This window comes from Pseudoalteromonas 'SMAR', assembly GCF_048515945.1.
GTDB lineage: Bacteria > Pseudomonadota > Gammaproteobacteria > Enterobacterales > Alteromonadaceae > Pseudoalteromonas.
On the sequence record NZ_JBLWMW010000033.1, the window covers coordinates 1 to 20,525 of the forward strand.

Annotated in this window: 20 protein-coding genes; 4 read left to right on the top strand and 16 right to left on the bottom strand. The window is 44.0% G+C overall.

From position 1 onward, the window contains the following. The 16 genes from ACNKW2_RS13770 to rpmH all read right to left on the bottom strand — a co-directional run. The coding region (locus ACNKW2_RS13770; protein ID WP_472978006.1) for a F0F1 ATP synthase subunit alpha at positions 1-601 on the bottom strand (601 nt) is incomplete at its 3' end. A 14-nt stretch (positions 602-615) separates the two neighbouring features. Beyond that, positions 616-1,149, bottom strand: coding sequence for a F0F1 ATP synthase subunit delta (gene atpH / locus ACNKW2_RS13775; RefSeq protein WP_419149082.1), 534 nt, complete (start codon positions 1,147-1,149; stop codon positions 616-618). A 16-nt stretch (positions 1,150-1,165) separates the two neighbouring features. After that, complete coding sequence (atpF, locus tag ACNKW2_RS13780) at positions 1,166-1,636, bottom strand: F0F1 ATP synthase subunit B (RefSeq protein WP_336568091.1); 471 nt, start codon at positions 1,634-1,636, stop codon at positions 1,166-1,168. Positions 1,637-1,687: 51 nt separating this feature from the next. Continuing rightward, on the bottom strand, positions 1,688-1,921 hold the full coding sequence (gene atpE, locus ACNKW2_RS13785; protein ID WP_008222392.1) for a F0F1 ATP synthase subunit C: 234 nt from the start codon (positions 1,919-1,921) through the stop codon (positions 1,688-1,690). Positions 1,922-1,993: 72 nt separating this feature from the next. Continuing rightward, positions 1,994-2,851, bottom strand: coding sequence for a F0F1 ATP synthase subunit A (atpB, locus tag ACNKW2_RS13790; RefSeq protein WP_336568097.1), 858 nt, complete (start codon positions 2,849-2,851; stop codon positions 1,994-1,996). Between the two features lie 15 nt (positions 2,852-2,866). Beyond that, complete coding sequence (locus tag ACNKW2_RS13795; protein ID WP_336568098.1) at positions 2,867-3,247, bottom strand: ATP synthase subunit I; 381 nt, start codon at positions 3,245-3,247, stop codon at positions 2,867-2,869. A gap of 259 nt (positions 3,248-3,506) precedes the next feature. Next, positions 3,507-4,454 carry a ParB/RepB/Spo0J family partition protein gene (locus ACNKW2_RS13800; protein WP_419149083.1) on the bottom strand — a complete coding sequence of 316 codons (948 nt, stop codon included), beginning with the start codon at positions 4,452-4,454 and terminating at the stop codon, positions 3,507-3,509. A 24-nt stretch (positions 4,455-4,478) separates the two neighbouring features. Then, complete coding sequence (locus tag ACNKW2_RS13805) at positions 4,479-5,264, bottom strand: ParA family protein (RefSeq protein WP_419149084.1); 786 nt, start codon at positions 5,262-5,264, stop codon at positions 4,479-4,481. Positions 5,265-5,278: 14 nt separating this feature from the next. After that, positions 5,279-5,899, bottom strand: a complete 621-nt coding sequence (gene rsmG, locus ACNKW2_RS13810) for a 16S rRNA (guanine(527)-N(7))-methyltransferase RsmG (protein WP_336568104.1) — start codon at positions 5,897-5,899, stop codon at positions 5,279-5,281. Between the two features lie 15 nt (positions 5,900-5,914). Then, positions 5,915-7,804, bottom strand: a complete 1,890-nt coding sequence (mnmG, locus tag ACNKW2_RS13815; RefSeq protein ID WP_419149085.1) for a tRNA uridine-5-carboxymethylaminomethyl(34) synthesis enzyme MnmG — start codon at positions 7,802-7,804, stop codon at positions 5,915-5,917. A gap of 417 nt (positions 7,805-8,221) precedes the next feature. Next, positions 8,222-8,662: an FMN-binding protein MioC gene (mioC, locus tag ACNKW2_RS13820; protein WP_419149086.1), complete on the bottom strand. Its 441-nt coding sequence runs from the start codon at positions 8,660-8,662 to the stop codon at positions 8,222-8,224. Between the two features lie 709 nt (positions 8,663-9,371). Further along, positions 9,372-10,736: a tRNA uridine-5-carboxymethylaminomethyl(34) synthesis GTPase MnmE gene (gene mnmE, locus ACNKW2_RS13825; protein ID WP_419149087.1), complete on the bottom strand. Its 1,365-nt coding sequence runs from the start codon at positions 10,734-10,736 to the stop codon at positions 9,372-9,374. A 406-nt stretch (positions 10,737-11,142) separates the two neighbouring features. Further along, positions 11,143-12,777 carry a membrane protein insertase YidC gene (gene yidC / locus ACNKW2_RS13830; protein WP_419149088.1) on the bottom strand — a complete coding sequence of 545 codons (1,635 nt, stop codon included), beginning with the start codon at positions 12,775-12,777 and terminating at the stop codon, positions 11,143-11,145. Positions 12,778-12,785: 8 nt separating this feature from the next. Further along, positions 12,786-13,088: a membrane protein insertion efficiency factor YidD gene (gene yidD, locus ACNKW2_RS13835; RefSeq protein WP_336568114.1), complete on the bottom strand. Its 303-nt coding sequence runs from the start codon at positions 13,086-13,088 to the stop codon at positions 12,786-12,788. A 169-nt stretch (positions 13,089-13,257) separates the two neighbouring features. Beyond that, positions 13,258-13,695 (bottom strand): ribonuclease P protein component, encoded by a 438-nt coding sequence (gene rnpA, locus ACNKW2_RS13840; RefSeq protein WP_419149089.1) that lies wholly within the window; start codon positions 13,693-13,695, stop codon positions 13,258-13,260. Between the two features lie 5 nt (positions 13,696-13,700). Beyond that, positions 13,701-13,835 carry a 50S ribosomal protein L34 gene (gene rpmH, locus ACNKW2_RS13845; protein WP_336568117.1) on the bottom strand — a complete coding sequence of 45 codons (135 nt, stop codon included), beginning with the start codon at positions 13,833-13,835 and terminating at the stop codon, positions 13,701-13,703. 605 nt (positions 13,836-14,440) lie between these two features. On the opposite strand from rpmH, the gene dnaA reads away from it, so the two are divergent. The 4 genes from dnaA to gyrB are packed head-to-tail and all read left to right on the top strand — an operon-like array spanning position 14,441 to position 20,481. Then, positions 14,441-15,841, top strand: coding sequence for a chromosomal replication initiator protein DnaA (dnaA, locus tag ACNKW2_RS13850; RefSeq protein ID WP_419149090.1), 1,401 nt, complete (start codon positions 14,441-14,443; stop codon positions 15,839-15,841). A gap of 10 nt (positions 15,842-15,851) precedes the next feature. Further along, positions 15,852-16,955 carry a DNA polymerase III subunit beta gene (dnaN, locus tag ACNKW2_RS13855; protein WP_419149112.1) on the top strand — a complete coding sequence of 368 codons (1,104 nt, stop codon included), beginning with the start codon at positions 15,852-15,854 and terminating at the stop codon, positions 16,953-16,955. Between the two features lie 4 nt (positions 16,956-16,959). Then, positions 16,960-18,048: a DNA replication/repair protein RecF gene (recF, locus tag ACNKW2_RS13860; protein WP_419149091.1), complete on the top strand. Its 1,089-nt coding sequence runs from the start codon at positions 16,960-16,962 to the stop codon at positions 18,046-18,048. Positions 18,049-18,060: 12 nt separating this feature from the next. Continuing rightward, a complete protein-coding gene (gene gyrB / locus ACNKW2_RS13865; protein ID WP_336568121.1) occupies positions 18,061-20,481 on the top strand; it encodes a DNA topoisomerase (ATP-hydrolyzing) subunit B in 2,421 nt (806 codons plus the stop codon). Positions 20,482-20,525 lie beyond the last annotated feature (44 nt).

Sequence of the window (20,525 nt, forward strand, 5' to 3'; positions counted from 1 at the left end):
TCTGACCAACCGCTACGTACACACACTTAACGCCTGTGTCTTTTTGGTTGATGATGGCATCGATTGCTAATGCTGTTTTACCAGTCTGACGGTCACCGATAACTAGCTCACGCTGACCACGACCAACTGGGATCATCGCATCGATAGATTTATAACCAGTTTGTACTGGCTCGTCTACTGATTGACGCTCGATTACGCCAGGTGCGATTTTTTCTACAGCTTCGAAGCCATCGTTATCGATAGCGCCTTTACCATCGATTGGTGCACCTAGAGTGTTAACAACACGACCAAGTAGACCGTTACCAACAGGTACTTCAAGGATACGACCAGTAGATTTAACTTTTACGCCTTCTTTAAGGTCTGCGTATGGACCCATAACTACTGCACCTACTGAGTCACGCTCAAGGTTCAATGCAATAGCATAACGGTTGCCAGGAAGCTCGATCATCTCACCTTGCATACAGTCAGCTAGACCGTGGATGCGGATGATACCGTCGGTAACAGATACGATAGTACCTTCGTTACGCGCTTCACTTACAACTTCAAACTGTTCAATGCGTTGCTTGATCAGTGCAGAAATTTCTGTGGAATTAAGTTGCATGCTCTTTTTCCCAATTACGATTGTAGCGACGTAGTAAGACGTTCTAGTTTGCCGCGCACAGAACCGTCAATAACGGTGTCGCCAGCTTTAATTACTAGACCACTTACGATAGCTTCGTCGATGCTACAATTCAGCTTAACTTTGCGTGCGAAACGTTTCTCAAGTGCCGCGACCAATTTTGCTTGCGCGTCATCGGCAAGCGCTGTTGCTGAAACCACATCTACTTCGATTTCTTTTTCATAGTCTGCTTTTAATTCAGCAAACAACTCTGCAACAGCTGGAATGGCGGCTAAACGCTCATTTTCGGCCATCAGCTTGATAAGATTTTGACCTTGTTCATTGAGTTGCTCAGCACATAGCTTGATGATGACATCAGACTGCTCAGCTTCAGTAGCAATGCTACCTAATAGCGTCTTAACCTGTTCATCGCTGGTCACTTGACCGGCGAAGAACAGCATATCATTCCAAGCTTCAACTGTGCCTTTATCAACGGCAAGTTCAAAAGCCGCTTTAGCGTATGGGCGAGCGATAGTAGTCAATTCAGACATGCTCATACCCTCCTACTTAAAGCTCAGCGACAAGTTTTTCAACGATGTCACTGTGTGTGGCTTGATTGATTTCACGCTCTAAAATCTTCTCAGCGCCAGCGATAGAAAGGGCCGCTACTTGAGTACGTAGTTCTTCTTTCACACGGTTGCGCTCAGACTCAATTTCAGAGTGTCCCTGAGCAATGATTTTTTCACGCTCTTGCTGACCACGAGTAGTCTCTTCGTCAACAATTAGCGCAGCACGCTTCTTAGCTTGTTCGATGATTTCGCTAGCCTGTGCTTTTGCTTCTTTAAGCTGCTCTTGCGCTTTTTCACGCGCAAGCTCAAGGTCTTTTTCAGCTTTGTCAGAGGCAGCTAAACCATCTTCAATTTTTTTCTGGCGAGCTTCAATCGCACCATTTAGTGGTGGCCATACGAACTTCATACAGAACCATACGAAGACCACAAATGCGATTAATTCACCTATTAGAGTGGCGTTTAAGTTCACGACCGCTCCTCCTTACTTGACAGTTGTTCGTTTCAGGTATTTTCTAAAAAATTAAAGAGCGAACAACATGTACATAGCGATACCTACACCGATCATTGCTACGGCATCGATAAGACCAGCTAGGATGAACATTTTAACTTGTAGTTGAGGCGCAAGTTCAGGCTGACGAGCACATGCTTCTAGGAACTTACCACCCATGTTACCGAAGCCTAGTGCAGTACCGATAGCACCAAAACCGATTAGTAGTGCAACAGCGATAAGTTTAATAGCAACTGCGATTTCCATTTTTATCTCCAAAGTTTTAATAGTAAATTAAAGTTAAAGTTTAAGTATAAAAAATCTTTATTATTCAGCTTGTTAGTGGCCTTTCGAGCTGGCCATGCTGAGGTATACAATGGTAAGCATCATAAATACAAATGCTTGCAATACGATTACCATGATGTGGAATACGGCCCACACAAAGTGCAGTGGTAATTGCATTAGTCCAACTGCACCGATCAAGATGAAAATCATCTCACCAGCGTACAAGTTACCGAACAAACGCAGTGCTAGCGAGAATGGCTTAGCAACCAAAGCAATTGTTTCAAGTATCAAGTTACACGGGATCAACACTAACATCATTAGTTTATTTTTCGAGCTAAATGGATGAAGTGTTAATTCTGCGATGAAACCACCAACGCCTTTGATGCGGATTGAGTAACCGATCATCAAAATAAATACACCTAGCGCAAGCGCTGCAGTCATGTTTACGTCTGTGGTTGGTACGATTTTCATGTAGACATCGTGTGGGTCCATACCAAACGCTTGCTCACCAACGAAGCCGGCGAAAGCAGGTAGGAAATCTACTGGTACCAAGTCCATCAAGTTCATTAAGAATACCCAAACGAAAATCGTTAGGGCCAACGGCGCGATTAGCTTGCTGTTACCGTGATAAGTGTCGCGTACGTTGCTAGCAACGAGCTCAACAATCATCTCAATAAAGCACTGGAATTTACCAGGAACGCCGGTAGTGGATTTATTAGCGGCACTTCGGAAGATCCATAAGAAAATAAGACCTAAACCGATTGACCATGCGAGGGTATCTATATGCCATGTCCAGAAACCACTGTCCGCACATGCTTTGTTGAAGGCAAGACCGGTGTCGGTCGAGCACATCTTGGCATTGGTCAAGTGGTGCTGAATATGGCTCGATAGAGTAACTTCTTCTGCAGCCATGTTTTATCCCAAAAGTTAATGATTAAAAAAAATCAGGACTAACCATTGTGTCAGCATCACCAGCAAGTAAGTGCCAAAAAAAGGCCACATAACTACCGAAAAGTGCTTAAAAAACAGTGCAAATAGCACAACAGTTAGTAAAAATTTTAATCCGTTTCCTCGTTTTATCGAGGAATACACTTGATTTGCCTTGCTTGCGCCCATAAACCGAAACGCATAGGCGGCAAATACAAAATTAGGGAGTACCAATACCATTCCGCCAGCTAATGCTGAAACTCCGGCTTGTACTCCCCAACCTACAAAAACGATTACTGCAGCGACTAATGCTACGATACCCTGAATGAAAACACCTTTTAATGCGGCTCGGCGATATGGCTGAGCTAACGAATGAGTCACTCTATATTAACCTTAATGACGTTAAATTTTATCAGGGTATGAAAACTGGCGAAATTATACTTGTTTCTACTGATTTTGCAACTTGACGGCAAGAAATGTGACCCTTTTTAGACAGGATTTTTACCCCACCCAATACCATAGCCGAAGAGCGTCCCGAGCCGTGACCGCAAGAAAAAATATAAAATCAAATTAACTGCATATTTACCCAGGGCTGGGAAAGAGAAGAGGGTGATGTCATCACAACATCACCTTAGGAAGGTTACTCAGGCGAGCCGTTCATTTCGGCATTAATGCGCCCTAAAATACCATCGAGCTCGTCCAGGTTTGCATAAGAAATCACCAACTTACCTTTGCCTTTTTGGTTATAGTTGATTTCCACTTTAGCGCCTAGGTTTTCTTGCAATTGCTGCTCTAACAACTGCACATCTGGGTCTTTTGCTTTGGGTTCTTTTTTCGCCACCGGCTCTAAAATACTGCGCACTAGCTTTTCTGTTTCACGTACCGTGAGGCCTTTCGCTACCGCGGTACGAGCGGCTTCTGATTGCGGCTCACCAGTGAGGGCTAGCAAACAACGGGCATGGCCCATCTCAATGTCGCCGTGCTCCAACAATATTTTAACATCGTCGTTAAGATTATTGAGGCGCAACAGGTTGGTCACTGTGGTGCGAGACTTGCCTACGGCATCTGCCACTTGTTGGTGAGTAAGCTCAAACTCATTAAGTAAACGGTCTAATGCGATGGCTTCTTCCATGGCATTGAGGTCTTCACGCTGTATATTTTCGATAAGCGCAATGGCAACAGCGGCTTCATCCGGTACATCCTTGATAATACAAGGAACCGACTCTTGTTTTGCTAATTGCGCAGCACGCCAGCGTCTTTCACCAGCAATGATTTCATAGCTTTGCTCTGCAACTTTGCGCACCACAATCGGCTGCAAAATGCCTTGCGAGCGAATGGAGCTAGCAAGCTCTTCGAGCGCTTGCTCTGACATATCTTTACGCGGCTGATAGCGACCAGGCTTAAGCCACTCAATCGCCAAGCGCTGTAATTCTTGTTCTGTATTATTGGTGCTTGGGGTCGGTGCTGGGGTTGCGCCAGCATCTTGCTCAGGCTGCTCAGAAACTGCTTTAGGTGTCGTTGGGTCAGGTTTGGCAGAACTCAATAGGGCGTCCAATCCTCGGCCTAAACCGCGTTTTTTAACCGACATGTTTTTCTTATCCTCTTTGGCAACTTACGCTACAGCGGCTGCTTGTTTTTCTTTACGTCTTAGCATCTCTCCAGCTAACGCAAGGTAAGCTTTAGCGCCACTGGAAGCTCTATCATAGTACATCGCAGGGGCACCGAAGCTCGGTGCTTCCGCCAACCGCACATTACGGGGGATCACGGTGCGGTACACTTTATCACCGAAGTGCTGCTTTAGCTGTTCAGAAACATCATTAGCTAGGCGGTTGCGCGGGTCATACATAGTGCGCAAAATGCCTTCAATTTGCAATCCTGGGTTAACCAGTTTGCTTAACTGAGTAATGGTGTCCATTAAAGCGGTTAACCCTTCCAGTGCATAATACTCACATTGCATCGGCACTAATACCGCATCGGCTGCTGCCATGGCATTAACGGTTAACATGTTCAAAGAAGGAGGGCAGTCAATAAAAATAAACTCGTATTTATCTTTTACTGCTTCAAGGGCGTTTCGCAACCTAACTTCTCGGGCAAACAGTTCCATTAACTTTACTTCGGCGGCCGTAACGTCACCATTGGCAGCAATAAGGTGATACTCACCACTGGTTTCAGTAGAGATCACCTCATCCATTGGTTTTTCATCGATCAAGAGATCGTAAATAGTGGCTACGTCGTCATACTTATCAACGCCACTGCCCATTGTAGCGTTGCCTTGCGGATCGAGATCGATCAATAACACTTTACGTTTAGTCGCCGCCATGGACGCGGCTAAATTCACCGCGGTGGTTGTTTTGCCAACACCACCTTTTTGGTTTGCGATTGCAATGATTCTTGCCACAATGTCCTCGACTATTAATCTTTAGAAAGAATGATTAAATGGCGCTCGCCTTCAAGTTCAGGCACTACCAAACTAATATCTTGCGCTAAACTGATGCCGCTAGGTAGTTGCTCTAGCTCGTCACTAGGATACTGTCCTTTCAGTGCTAAAAAGGCACCTTGGTTATCAATCAGGTGCGAACACCAGTCAATCATATCTTGTAGGGAAGCAAAAGCGCGACTTAGCACTCCGTCTAATTTAACACTTGGCTGATATTCTTCAACTCGAGACTGGACTGGGGTGACATTTTCGATGCCAAGGCCATGTTTTACCTGCATTAAAAAACGAATGCGTTTGCCTAAGCTGTCGAGCAAAATAAAATTGATGTCCGGTCGAGCGATTGCCAGCACCATGCCAGGGAGACCTGGGCCAGTGCCAACATCGATATACTCTTTACCAGTTAAGTGTGGCGCCACCACCAGTGAATCCATGATGTGTTTTACCATCATTTCTTTGGGATCGCGCACAGAGGTTAGGTTGTAGGCCTTATTCCATTTGTCCAGCAGCTGGACATAATCAACCAGCTGCTGTTTCTGCTGTTCCGTCAGCTCAATGGTTGTTTTGCTTAATAAGTAATTCAGTTGTTCTAGTAACACAGCGTTCCACTGCTATTACGCCGACTTGCGCAATAGCCCTTGCTTCTTCAGATACACTAATAATAGCGAAATCGCAGCAGGGGTGATACCAGAAATACGTGAAGCTTGGCCAATTGTTTGTGGTTTGGCGTCGGTTAGCTTTGCCACCACCTCATTAGATAGACCACTGACTTGGCTATAATCAAACTCGACTGGGATCAAGGTTTCTTCATGACGAAGTTGTTTATTGATCTCATCTTGTTGGCGAGCAATGTAGCCTGCGTATTTGGTTTGAATTTCAACCTGCTCCAGTGCCGCAATATTATCCGAATCCGCTGCAAAGCCCTCAATGGCCATCAGATCATGATAATTCACTTCTGGACGACGGATCAGATCTTCTAAACTGGCTTCACGGGTCAACGGCGATTTTAATAACGCGTTTACTTGCTCAAGGGCAGGATGATCTTTGTGGATCCAAGTGCTACGCAAACGTTGCGTCTCTTGTTCCATTACCTCTAATTTTTGGTTGTAGGCAGCCCAGCGTTCATCATCTACAAGGCCTAATTCACGGCCTTTTTCAGTAAGACGAAGATCAGCGTTGTCTTCACGCAGTAATAAACGGTACTCAGCACGGGAAGTAAACATACGGTACGGTTCTTTTGTACCTAGCGTTGCTAGATCGTCAATCAATACGCCGGTGTAAGCTTGATCACGACGTGGTGTCCAGGCCTCTTTACCTTGCACTTGCAATGCGGCATTGGTACCAGCGATTAAGCCTTGAGCTCCAGCTTCTTCATAGCCAGTAGTACCATTGATTTGTCCGGCAAAGAATAAGCCATTAATAAACTTAGTCTCTAACGATTGTTTTAAATCTCTGGGGTCAAAAAAGTCGTATTCAATGGCATAGCCAGGACGACAAATATGTGCATTTTCAAAGCCTTTGATCGAACGCACAATTTCTAGCTGGATATCAAATGGTAAGCTGGTGGAGATACCATTCGGATACAGCTCATACGAATTTAAGCCTTCCGGTTCAACAAAGATCTGATGCTTTTCTTTATCGGCAAAACGAACAATCTTATCTTCAATCGATGGACAATAGCGCGGACCCACACCGTCAATCACACCTGCATACATGGGTGAACGATGCAGGTTTTCACGAATAACGTCGTGAGTTTGTTCATTAGTATAAGTGATGTAACACGGGATCTGAGTCGGGTGATCCGCTGTTTTTCCCATAAACGAGAATACCGGCGTTGGATTATCACCTGGCTGCTCTTGCATCACAGAGAAGTCTACCGTTCTGGCATCAATACGCGGTGGTGTACCGGTTTTTAGGCGATCCACTCGAAAAGGCATTTCTCTTAGTCGGTCAGCCAAGGCAAGAGAAGGAGGATCGCCAGCACGACCGCCTTTGAAGTTTTCCAAACCAATATGAATTTGACCACCTAAGAAGGTGCCTACAGTGAGTACTACCGAAGCTGCACTAAAGCGCAGTCCCATTTGGGTTACTACGCCTTTTACTTGATCGCCTTCAACAATAAGATCATCACACGATTGTTGGAAGATCTTAAGGTTTTCTTGCTGTTGTAAAATGTCTTGGATCGCTGCTTTGTAGAGCGATCGATCCGCTTGCGCTCGAGTAGCTCGTACCGCAGGGCCTTTAGACGAATTTAGCGTTCGAAATTGGATCCCACCTTTATCAATCGCTTTGGCCATGGCGCCACCAAGGGCATCAATTTCTTTTACCAAATGGCCTTTACCAATGCCACCGATGGCTGGATTACACGACATTTGGCCGAGTGTATCCATATTGTGGGTCAACAACAGGGTGTTCATACCCATGCGTGCTGCAGCAAGTGCTGCTTCAGTGCCTGCGTGTCCACCACCAACAACGATGACATCAAAATGTTCATGATAAATCATTTACGGGATCCTACTTAAAACAACCGAGCAAATTTAGAAAGGATGCGTATTCTACCTAGAATTAACCAGAAGTGAAATGGTTAAACTTTGTACAAAGCAAAAAAGAGATCTTTTAATATAAATAAGGATCTTTTAAAGATCTTTGTTATTCTTACTACTACTGCAGTTTAGATCTGTGAATACTTTTATATTCCTCATTAGATCCAAAGGGTTAATCCAGATCAAATGATGTGAATTAGATCGGATCAAGTGGGGTTAAACCTCTGATCAACTTACCTAGTTATACACATCTCATTGTTCATCGATTTTTATCCAATGGATAACTAGGGTTAGATCAGCAACTAGATCAAGGGTTATCCACATTCAGATCTTAAAAACCATAAATATGTGTATAACTTATGTGTATCTCCGATCGCGTTATTCAGCTGTGCTATCAATAAACGTTGGCAGCCAAGCTAAAGCGGTATCTTCTGGCAGTTCTGGTTCTAATACATCTATCTTTATTACGTCTAAGAGCTGAGTGGCCCCTTTATCTTGTAATAAAGAAGCAATATTGCTCGCAGCATGATTAAAGGTATCGTAGCTGGAATCGCCAATACCAACCACTGCGAAACGCAATCCAGTTAGATCTGGTGCGGCTTGTAACGCCGCAACAAAGTTCAGCAAGTTATCGGGATAATCTCCTGCGCCATAGGTGGATGTGACCACCAGCCATAGTTTTTGTTGGCAATGACTCAGCTCTGGCTGTTCGTGAAGATTTATTGTAAAGCCTTGATCTTCCAGAGACTCCTGCAGCTGCTCTGCAACATACTCTGCGGATCCCATTTGGCTACCAACAATTATGTCTAGCGCTTGCATGATGACCTAACCTCATTCTTAGATGCGCGCCATCTTAGCGTGTAACTTGTATAAGTAAAGAGGCGGAGAAACATTTTGGATAAAAAAGATAGGTTACTAATCCATCAAAATAAAGGGTTTTAATATAAGTTTATGATTTATATATATTAAATAAATTATTCCAATGAGTAACTCGGTGCTAAAGTTGTGGATAATCTCTGGGGTAGATGCGTTTAAGTGTTGTGATAAAAAGCTTATTTCCCTGGATAAGCGATCGAAATTAGGGCGTTGCACTCATAACTTGAGGGGCTGTGGATGGCGGATTGTGGATAAGGATCTAAGTAGGGATATTCGATCCTGATTTATAGATCTATATCATTAGATCCATATAACAAAAGAATCTAAATATTAGGGTTTTTTCTTCACTACTGGGCATATAGTTACCCTTTGCTACACAGCTTACGCATACTAAATGAGCACAAATGCTAGCTATGCAGCTCGATTTTCAACCTTGAAGATAGCTAACTAAGCACTTAGTGTAGCTAGTTTAATGAATCACTTAGCCAGATTTTAGCAGTAAGCCAAGTGCGATCGGGTTTTATCCTGCGAAACACTTAGGGTATCGAGCCTGTGAGCGAAGGTGAGTGCGGAGAAAAGGTGATTGAGAAGTAATGTGAAGCAAGCTTTGCTAGCAATGACAAATGGGCCTAAGAAGGCCCATTTTATGGTGTTATTTACCGATACAGAACGAGCTAAATATCTTACCTAAGAGATCATCGGAGGTGAATTCTCCGGTGATTTCATTAAGGTATTGCTGGGTAAGGCGCAGCTCTTCCGCTAAGATTTCACCGGCCACATGCATTTCTAGCTGCGTTTGGCCTATTTCTAGGTGTTCTGCGGCGCGCTCTAATGCATCTAAGTGCCGACGTCGTGCCATAAAGCCGCCTTCGCTAGCACCAGTGAAGCCAATACAGGCTTTAAGGTGCTCACGCAATATATCCACGCCCTTTGTGTCTTTTGCGCTTAAGCGGATCAGAGTATGTTCTGCGGTTGTATCGGTACCGACCGTTTCACCGCTTAAATCGACTTTATTGCGGATCACCGTGATGTCCATTCCGCTCGGCAGTTGCTCGATAAAGTCTGGCCAGATCTTGGCTGGATCGGTTTCTGCGGTTTCTGTGCCGTCGACCATAAACAACACATGATCGGCACCACGGATTTCATCCCAAGCGCGCTCTATGCCGATTTGCTCAACTTTATCAGGGCTTTCACGTAGACCTGCGGTGTCAATAATATGCAGTGGCATACCGTCGATATGAATGTGTTCACGTAAAACGTCACGTGTAGTACCGGCAATATCGGTCACAATCGCAGCTTCGCGGCCAGCTAAGGCATTGAGTAGTGATGATTTACCGGCATTAGGGCGACCTGCGATCACCACGCGCATACCTTCACGCATAATACTGCCTTGTTTGGCTTGCTTACGTACTTCACTGAGCTGGCTGATGATGGCACTGAGATCGCCGGCGACTTTACCGTCAGATAAGAAATCAATTTCTTCATCGGGGAAGTCGATTGCGGCTTCAACATACATGCGTAAGTGAATGACCTTTTCCACCAGCGCATTAATGTGTTTGGAAAAGTCACCTTGCAGTGAGTGTAGGGCGCTTTTGGCTGCTTGCTCACTGGTGGCGTTAATTAAGTCAGCGATGGCTTCTGCTTGAGTGAGATCGAGCTTATCGTTCATAAAAGCACGTTCAGAGAACTCGCCTGGCTTGGCTAATCGCACCTGTTCAATCTGACTAATTTCTTTTAGCAGCATGTCGAGTACTACCGGGCCGCCGTGGCCTTGTAGTTCTAAGACGTCTTCACCGGTAAAGGAGTTGGGTCCTTGAAAATACAGTGCAATGCCTTGATCAAGTTGCTCACCCGCTAATGTATTGAATGGCAAATATTCGGCATAGCGCGTTTTTGGGCATTTGCCTAGGATCTGCTCGGCAACGTATTTTGCTCTACTACCTGATACGCGGATAATACCCACGCCACCACGACCTGGTGCGGTGGCCTGTGCTGCTATGGTGTCTTGTGTGAACATGATGACTCTATAACTAACCTTTAATGTGCTTAATTGTACAGCAACTGGGCTATCTCAGTATAGTCAGGTATCAAGCCTTATGGCTTTATTAGCAGGCGTGTTGGGCTAGTATCCCATAGACTATTGTCTTTATTCCACTTGCGACTTTGTCACACGTTAAAAACGATTACAGTAGGGTGAGTATGATGAGGGTGTGCCTAGTCACAGTATTAATGTATTAAAGATCGTTCCGGCGGGAAAAAGTGGAGTAAATAAGCTTCAATCTGAAAAGCGAGTTGTTAATAATAAACAACCCGGTTCGAGTTTTAACTTGCCATAAAATCGCTATCAAATTTTATCAGCTGATGTTTTATAGGCATAAAAAAACGGCTCAACAGAGAGCCGTTTTTATCTTATGAGGTTTGCGTTAGCCGCGAACTTTCATGCCTTTTTTCTCCATACCGCGGTAGATGATCAGCATCTGGGCGATAGAGATAAGGTTTGAAACCAACCAATAAAGTACTAGACCTGACGGGAACCAGATAAAGAAGATAGAGAATACCACTGGCATGTAGGTCATTAGCTTTTGCTGCATTGGATCTGTTACTGTCATTGGTTGCAGCTTTTGAGTCAGGAACATACTTGCACCAAACAATACAGGTAATACGTAGTATGGGTCCATGGCCGATAGATCGGTTAGCCACAACATAAACTCAGCATGACGCAGTTCGGTTGATTCTAAGAATACATAGAATAAAGCAAGGAAGATTGGCATTTGTAACAACAGTGGGAAACAGCCACCCATCGGGTTCACTTTTTCTTTGCGGTACATTTCCATCATTGCTTGACCAAACTTCTGGCGGTCGTCGCCATAACGCTCTTTAAGCGCCTGCATTTTTGGTTGCAACATGCGCATTTTCGCCATCGAGGTGTATTGCGCTTTGGTCAGAGGGTACAGTGCCGTTTTAACAATAACGGTGATGGCGATAATAGCCAGACCCCAGTTGCCTAAAATACCGTAAAGGAACTTCAATAACGTCAGCAGCGGCTGTGACAAGAACCACAACCAACCATAGTCTACGGTCAGATCCAGGTCTTCTTGAATGGCTTCTAGCGCTTCAGTGTCTTTTGGACCCATGTAGTAAATTGCATGGATTTGAGCAGTACTGTTGCCTTGAATGGTGGTTGGCTCACCCTTCATGCCAATAAGGCCATTACCATTTCTTAGCGCAGTATAAATATTATTGGTGTCTTGTTGATCGGCGACCCAAGCACTAACAAAATACTTTTGTAGGAAGGCAACATAGCCACCTTGAGTATTTTTATTGAGGTTTCTGTCAGCCATATCTGAGAAGCTATACTTTTCGTATGGCTCTTCATCGGTACCATAAGCTGGACCTAGGTACGTCTGATCGACCATGCTGCCTTTTTCTTGGCGGGTGCGTTTGATTTGCGTGTACAGTTGCACTTGAATTGGGTCGGCAGTGGTGTTGTTTACCTGATACTCGAGGTCAACATCGTATTTTCCGGCTTTAAACACGAAGGTTTTAGTGAACTGCACGCCTTTTTCATCGGTGTAAGTTAAAGGAACACGTAGGGTGTCGCCATTTAACTCATACTGTTGTTGCGCAACCTCGTAAACTGGGCGACCTTTTTGGTTGGCGTCTGGACCATTAAGACCAATTAAGCCACTTTGCGATACGTACTGCTTGCCATCGAATTGGCCTAACAATAGATATGGCTCTTCGCTGCCATGGGTTTCTGCGTGTTGTAGCAACTTAGCTTCAACGATGTCACCGCCTTTAGTATCAATTTTTACCGCGAATACGTCGGTTTTGACACTAATGGTTGAGCGGCTTGCCTGCGTTGCCAAGGCTGGCACATCTGACTGGCTTGATGCCGGAACATCCATTTGCTCTTCTGTTGGGGTTGAGTTCGCCACTTGTTGTGTGGCGGCACTGGTATCAGCAAGTGGTTGGTTTTGTTCTTGTGTCCACTCTTGGAACAAAAGGAACGAAACCAGCAACAGGCCGATAAATAAAAACGTGCGTTGCGATTCCATAACAGCTCTTATTTCTCGTGTTGTTTAACTTTAGTTGACTTCACAGGTACAGGATCATCTCCACCTGCGCTCAAAGGGTGACATTTTAATATGCGTTTAACCGCTAACCAACTCCCTTTTGCAATTCCATGTAAATTAATTGCTTGAATTGCATAGCTAGAACAGGTTGGGTTAAATCGACAGTGCGGACCAAGTAGAGGACTAATCCATTTTTGGTAGCCACGGATCAATAAAATAAGTAAGCGCTTGGGTAACGATAGCACTTCCTTAACCCGATCTTTTTTCTTGCTATGCCCTGAAGTTGTTTTCATGGCACTTCGATATCAATTTCCTCAACCAAATGCCAAGTTCTAACCGTACTTGCACAGGCGGTTTTTCTATTGATATAGCTGATTAAAAGGTGAGCTAACCTTACCTTAATTGGCGTAAAAATACTATGCCAGTGGTCCTGAAAAGGCTGAGAAAAGGCGGTTATCTAAGTTATTGTGGCTTCTTTTTTGACGCCTGTTGTTTTTTTGCGCGTCTTGGGTTATTTCTTGGTTTACGAGGTGGTTTTGGGGCACCAGGCTTGCAACGTTCATTGACTTTGCGCCACATTTTTGTGAGTTGCTTGCTAATTTCTGCATTGGATTGCTCATCTACACCGGTTTTCACCATTAATACAATGTCGATGTTATCGAGCTTATGGCGATTGAGGCGAAAACTTTCTCTGGCGAGTCGCTTAATGCGATTACGTTGACAAGCTTTTTTACAACGTTTTTTAGCAACGGTTAAACCAAGGCGTGGGTGACCGACATCATTGGGTTTCGCAAGAAGAGTAAAATAAGGTGTCGTAGCGCGAGCTGGCTCTTGAAATATGCGGGAGTAATGCGAGGGAGTTAACAGACGTAACTCCCTGCCAAAGCTAAAGTCTTCCACTTATATTAAGCAGAAAGTACTTTACGGCCTTTAGCACGACGACGTGCTATTAGCTTACGACCATTTTTAGTGGCCATGCGAGCACGGAAACCGTGAGTACGCTTGCGCTTTAATACGCTAGGTTGAAAAGTTCTTTTCATAACAATTCCATCCGATCGGTTAAAAGTTAAAACATCCTATGCAGGTCGCGATCCTGGCACAGGTGCCATTGCGAGCGCGAGATATTACTGCTGAGGGGCATTAAAGTCAATCAAAATCTATCCTGAATGACTAAATAATCTACTACAGCGGTCATATTGAGCGGCTTTTGCGCTCAACTCACAGCTCACACTGACTAACACTACCTTTATAGAGGCAGCATCAAGGTGTGAAAAAGATCTGCTACGGATCTGATCATAGTGCTGGTAATTATAACATTTAGTAATAATAGGAAAAGCTCTGGAAAACTAAAATTGATCATTAATAAAGGGTGAGATCGGTGCTTTTTTTTGCTATGATCTTACTTGTGGGTAAAAAATAAAATTTCTTTTGAAACAGTGGTTTACCTTTTTGTGTTGGTGAGATCTTACTTTTTCAAAATGTCAATATTGAACTTGTGGATAAGATCACTTCATAATAGCCCGCTTCCACCAGTAATTTTGTAATAATAAATAAGTATTTCCGGCGATCCTATACATTCTGATCCAGTCATTGGATCTCATGTTGCATTTATATTCCCGGGAATCAAAACTAATTGGAGTTCAGTGTGTATCTGTCAGTTTGGCAAAGTTGTTTATATGTTTTGCAAGATGAGTTGCCATCCCAGCAATTTAGTATGTGGGTGAGACCATTACAGGCTGAAAGTACAGATGATACGCTGACCATTTACGCACCTAATCGTTTTGTGCTGGATTGGGTCCGTGAAAAGTATTTGCACCGTATTAATGAATTACTGGTGGAAATTTGTGGTGATGAAGCGCCAGAATTGCGTTTTGACGTGGGTAGCAAGCCCGCTTTAGCTACGCAAAATAATGGCCTGAGTAATGATAAAGCAACGCCTCTTGCTACTCCTGAGCAGGTTACAGCGACAGCCAACAGTCAGCCAAAAGTTGCCGAGAAGGTCGAGCCTGCCCCCAAATCCGCTCACAAATCCAATATTAAAGAAAACTATACCTTTGATAACTTTGTCGAGGGTAAATCAAACCAATTAGCAAAAGCCGCTGCTACCCAGGTGGCCGATAATCCAGGTTCGGCGTTTAACCCCGTGTTTATCTATGGCGGCACAGGTTTAGGTAAAACGCACCTATTGCATGCCGTAGGCAATGGCATCATCGAGCAAAAGCCAGATGCTAAGATTGTCTATATGCATTCGGAACGATTTGTTCAAGATATGGTAAAGGCACTGCAAAATAATGCCATTGAAGAATTCAAGCGCTATTATCGTAGTGTTGATGCCTTAATGATCGATGACATCCAGTTTTTTGCCAACAAAGAACGCTCTCAAGAAGAATTCTTCCATACCTTTAATGCTTTGTTGGAAGGCAATCAGCAAATCATACTGACTTCAGATCGCTATCCAAAAGAAATTGAAGGGGTAGAAGATCGTTTAAAGTCGCGTTTTGGTTGGGGATTAACCATTGCTATTGAACCCCCAGAGCTAGAAACTCGCGTGGCTATTTTGATGAAAAAAGCGCAGCAGAGTAAAATTAATCTACCGCACGAAGTGGCTTTCTTTATTGCCAAGAAATTACGTTCCAATGTGAGAGAGCTGGAAGGGGCGTTAAATCGGGTAATTGCCAATGCTAATTTTACCGGTCGACCTATTTCTATCGACTTCGTTAAAGAAGCATTACGTGATTTATTAGCGCTACAAGATAAATTGGTGACCATCGATAATATTCAACGCACGGTGGCTGAGTATTATCGCATTAGGGTATCTGATTTATTATCTAAGCGACGTAGCCGCTCTGTGGCTCGGCCAAGACAAGTTGCTATGGCGCTGTCAAAAGAGCTAACCAATCATAGTTTGCCAGAAATTGGCGATGCTTTTGGTGGGCGAGATCACACCACTGTTTTGCATGCATGCAGAAAAGTGAAAGAGTTACGTGACGAGAGTCATGAAGTGAAAGAAGATTATCAAAACTTAATTAGAACGCTGTCTTCTTAAGGGTTAAATGATGCAAATAACAATTCCAAGAGAACTATTTTTAAAACCACTTGTTCAGGTCTCAGGTGCCATTGAGCGCAAACACACCTTACCGATCTTATCCAATGTGCTGCTTGAAGTGAAAGACGGGACCTTATATATGACGGGGACTGATTTAGAAATAGAATTAGTTGCATCGGTAGCGTTAGAAAGCAGCACGCCAGATGGCAAAATTACTTTACCGGCAAAAAAGCTTTTGGATATTTGTAAAAGTTTACCGGACAGCTCAGACTTAGTACTCAGTTCTCAAGAGCATCAGTTACTCCTAACCAGTGGTCAAAGCCGTTTTTCGTTAACCACACTGGCAGCGGAAGACTTTCCTAACTTAGAGCAGTGGGATGGTGAAGTTGAGTTCACCATTACGCGGCTAGAGTTAAGTAAGTTATTGGAAGCGACTCATTTCTCTATGGCTAACCAGGATGTCCGTTATTACCTTAACGGTATGTCTTTTGAAGTCGATAATAATGACATTAAAACGGTTGCTACCGATGGCCACCGCTTGGCTATTGCCCAGCAAACCTTACCTGAGTCACTCAACACGCAAAGACAGCTGATTATTCCTCGTAAGGGTGTACAGGAAATCATGCGCTTATTACCAGCGGACGATGAAGCCGTGACAATTCAGTTCGGTGCTAATCATATTCGAATTATCGATACTGAATTTACTTTTACCAGTAAGCTGGTGGATGGCCGTTTCCCTGATTACCGTCGTGTGTTACCTCGTGGCGGCGATAAATTAGTTACAGCGAACCGCGAATGGTTGCGCAGTGCTTTTCAGCGAGTATCTATATTATCTAATGAAAAGTTTCGTGGTGTTCGACTCAACCTCAGCAGTGGCGTGTTAAAAATTAGTGCCAACAACCCTGAGCAAGAGCAAGCAGAAGAAACCGTCGAAGTGGGTTATCAAGGAGATGACTTAGAAGTAGGCTTTAATGTGTCATACTTACTCGATGTGCTTAACACTATAAAATCTGAGGATGTGCAATTTACTTTGTCTGACTCTAACAGCAGTGCGCTTATCGAAGCGGCTGGTGATGAGCATGCAATGTACGTAGTTATGCCGATGCGTCTATAGATTTATGAGTTTAACTCACCTTAGCCTTAATACATTTCGTAATATTGAGGCGATGGCGCTCTCTCCCTGTGATGATGTTAATGTCATTTTGGGAGAGAATGGCAGCGGTAAAACCAGTTTGCTTGAAGCCATTTACTTCCTTTCTAGCGGCAAGTCTTTTCGTACCAATCTGCAAAAGTTGATGATTAAGCATGACACCCCGCATTGCCTGGTTCATGCCAAAAAACAACTGCATAACTTGTCTATACCGCTTGGCATCAGTAAGCACACCAGTGGTGAAACAAAACTAAGAATACAAGGGCAAGCGAGCCGAAAAGTGGCCGAGCTAGCCCAAATCCTTCCGGTCCAAGTTATTACCCCAGAAAGCTACGAACTGTTTTTTGGTGGGCCTAAAGAACGCAGAAAATTTTTAGATTTAGGCGTGTTCCACGTGGAACATCAATTTTATCCCGTATGGAAAATATTTAACCAAGTACTAAAACAGCGGAACGCTTTGCTTAAATCACGCCCCGCGGATATTAAGTCGCAGCTGAACTACTGGGATAAGGAGTTTGTTCGCTTAGCCGAACAAATAAAAACGTTTCGAGAAGCGTATATAAGTAGGTTTCAGGCGCATTTTTTTGATAAGATAGGGGATATAAGCCCTTTGCTAAAAAGCCTTGAAATACGCTTTCAAGCAGGCTGGAAGGGTGAGCTAGCTGATGTGCTTGAAAAACAGTTAGAACGTGACATAAAACTTGGCTATACAACCAAAGGTCCTCACAAGGCGGACTTTAACTTTTTTACCCAAGGTCACAGTGTCGAGCAAGTTTTTTCTCGGGGGCAATTAAAGCTACTTTTATATGCATTAAAGGTAATGCAAAATAGCTTAATTGACCAAGAGAGTGATAAGCAATCGATATTGCTTATTGATGATTTACCTTCGGAGTTAAGTGATGACACAAAAGAGGCGGTATCGCGTTTATTAATGCAATGCCAGTCGCAATTGTTCATCACCGCTATCACTCCCGAAAGTATAGCAGCGGTCATCGGCCCTATGGAACGAGAAGTAAAAATGTTCCACGTGGAACATGGCAGCTTAATAACAAAATAATTGGAAGAAACCATGTCGGAAAATTACGATTCGTCGAGTATTAAAGTACTTAAAGGATTGGATGCGGTAAGAAAGCGTCCAGGAATGTATATCGGTGACACAGACGATGGTACTGGTTTACATCACATGGTGTTTGAGGTCGTTGATAACTCAATCGATGAAGCACTAGCAGGATATTGTGACGATATTTTCGTTACTATTCACACCGATGGCTCGGTATCGGTTCGCGATAATGGCCGTGGTATCCCAACTTCTATTCATGAAGAAGAAGGGGTTTCAGCGGCTGAGGTTATCATGACCGTACTGCACGCCGGTGGTAAATTCGATGATAACTCCTATAAAGTATCGGGCGGCCTCCACGGTGTGGGTGTGTCGGTGGTAAATGCACTTTCTGAAAAACTACAATTAACAATTCGCCGTGATGGCAAAGTGCATCAACAAAAATACTCTATGGGTGTGCCTGATGCGCCATTGGCCGTTATTGGTGAAGCCGATACTACGGGGACTGAGCTAAGATTTTGGCCAAGTGGTGAAACGTTTTCTGACATCAACTTTCACTATGACATTTTAGCTAAGCGTTTACGTGAACTGTCATTCCTTAACTCAGGCGTTAGTATTATTCTGACGGATGAGCGTGAAGAGAATAAGCGTGATCACTTCAAATACGAAGGCGGTATTCAAGCGTTTGTTGAATACTTAAACCGTAAAAAGAACCCATGCCACCAAAATGTCTTTCACTTTACTCATGAGCGTGAAGAAGATGGCATTAGTGTAGAAGTGTCTATGCAGTGGAACGATGGCTTCCAAGAAAATATTTATTGCTTTACCAACAATATCCCACAGCGTGATGGTGGTACTCACTTAGCTGGTTTCCGTGCAGCGTTAACTCGTACGCTAAACAACTACATGGAAAAAGAAGGCTTTAATAAAAAGCAGAAAACCAGTGCCACAGGCGATGACGCTCGTGAAGGCTTAACGGCAGTTGTGAGTGTTAAAGTGCCAGATCCAAAATTCTCATCACAAACGAAAGACAAGCTAGTATCAAGCGAAGTAAAGAGTGCGGTTGAACAAGCAATGTCTGAAAAGCTCTCTGAGTTTTTGCTTGAGAACCCAAATGACGCCAAGACCGTCGTCAATAAAATTGTCGATGCCGCCCGAGCCCGTGAAGCAGCTCGTAAAGCCAGAGAGATGACTCGCCGTAAAGGTGCCATGGATCTCGCTGGCTTACCGGGTAAACTGGCTGACTGCCAAGAGCGTGACCCAGCGCAATCAGAACTTTATATAGTGGAGGGTGATTCAGCGGGTGGATCGGCTAAGCAAGGCCGTAACCGTAAGAATCAGGCAATCCTACCACTGAAAGGTAAAATCCTGAATGTTGAGAAAGCCCGATTTGATAAGATGCTTTCTTCACAAGAGGTGGCTACACTGATCACCGCGCTAGGCTGTGGTATTGGCCGTGACGAATATGACCCAGAAAAGCTACGTTATCACCGTATCATTGTTATGACCGATGCTGACGTCGATGGCTCGCATATTCGTACTCTGTTGCTAACGTTCTTCTATCGTCAAATGCCAGAAATCATTGAACGAGGCTATGTCTACATTGCTCAGCCACCACTTTATAAAGTGAAAAAAGGCAAACAAGAGCGTTATATTAAAGACGATAACGCCTTAACGGCGTATTTGACCTCTTTAGCACTAAATGACGCGGCGTTATATCCAGCCGAAGGCGCTGAGCCAATCACTGGAAATAAACTAGAAAATCTGGTTCATGACTATCAGAAAACTATCGACACCATTGAGCGCTTAAAGCGTAAATACCCGTCGTCGATTATGAATCGCTTGCTATATCACCCAGAGCTAACCGAAGAGAGCTTAGGCAATAAAGAGAAAGTGACGGAGTGGACAGAGGCGCTAGTGGCAGACTTAGTCGCTAAAGATGAAGACGCGACCATCTTTAATGCTGAGGTGGCGTTTGATGATGAGCGCAATCTGTATTACCCAGTAATCAATATCCGTCAACACGGTGTCGATAAAGCGCATACACTTAACTACGACTTTATCTCTTCGAAAGATTATGTCCGTATTGCCAACACTGGACGTCAAATTGGTAACCTAGTTACCGATGGCGGCTACGTGCAGCGTGGTGAAAAAGTCCATAATATTGACTACTTCGAAGAGGGCCTTGAGTGGCTGATTTCAGAATCAAAGCGTGGCTTGTATACACAACGTTATAAAGGACTAGGTGAGATGAACCCAGACCAGCTTTGGGAGACCACCATGGACCCTGAAGCTCGTCGTATGCTCCGTGTAACCATTGAGGATGCCATTGCCGCAGACCAACTGTTTGCCACCTTAATGGGAGACCAAGTTGAGCCTCGCCGTGACTTCATCGAACAAAACGCACTGCGTGTGGTTAACCTAGATATTTAAAATACTATCTAATTAATAAAAAGGAGGGATTTTCCCTCCTTTTT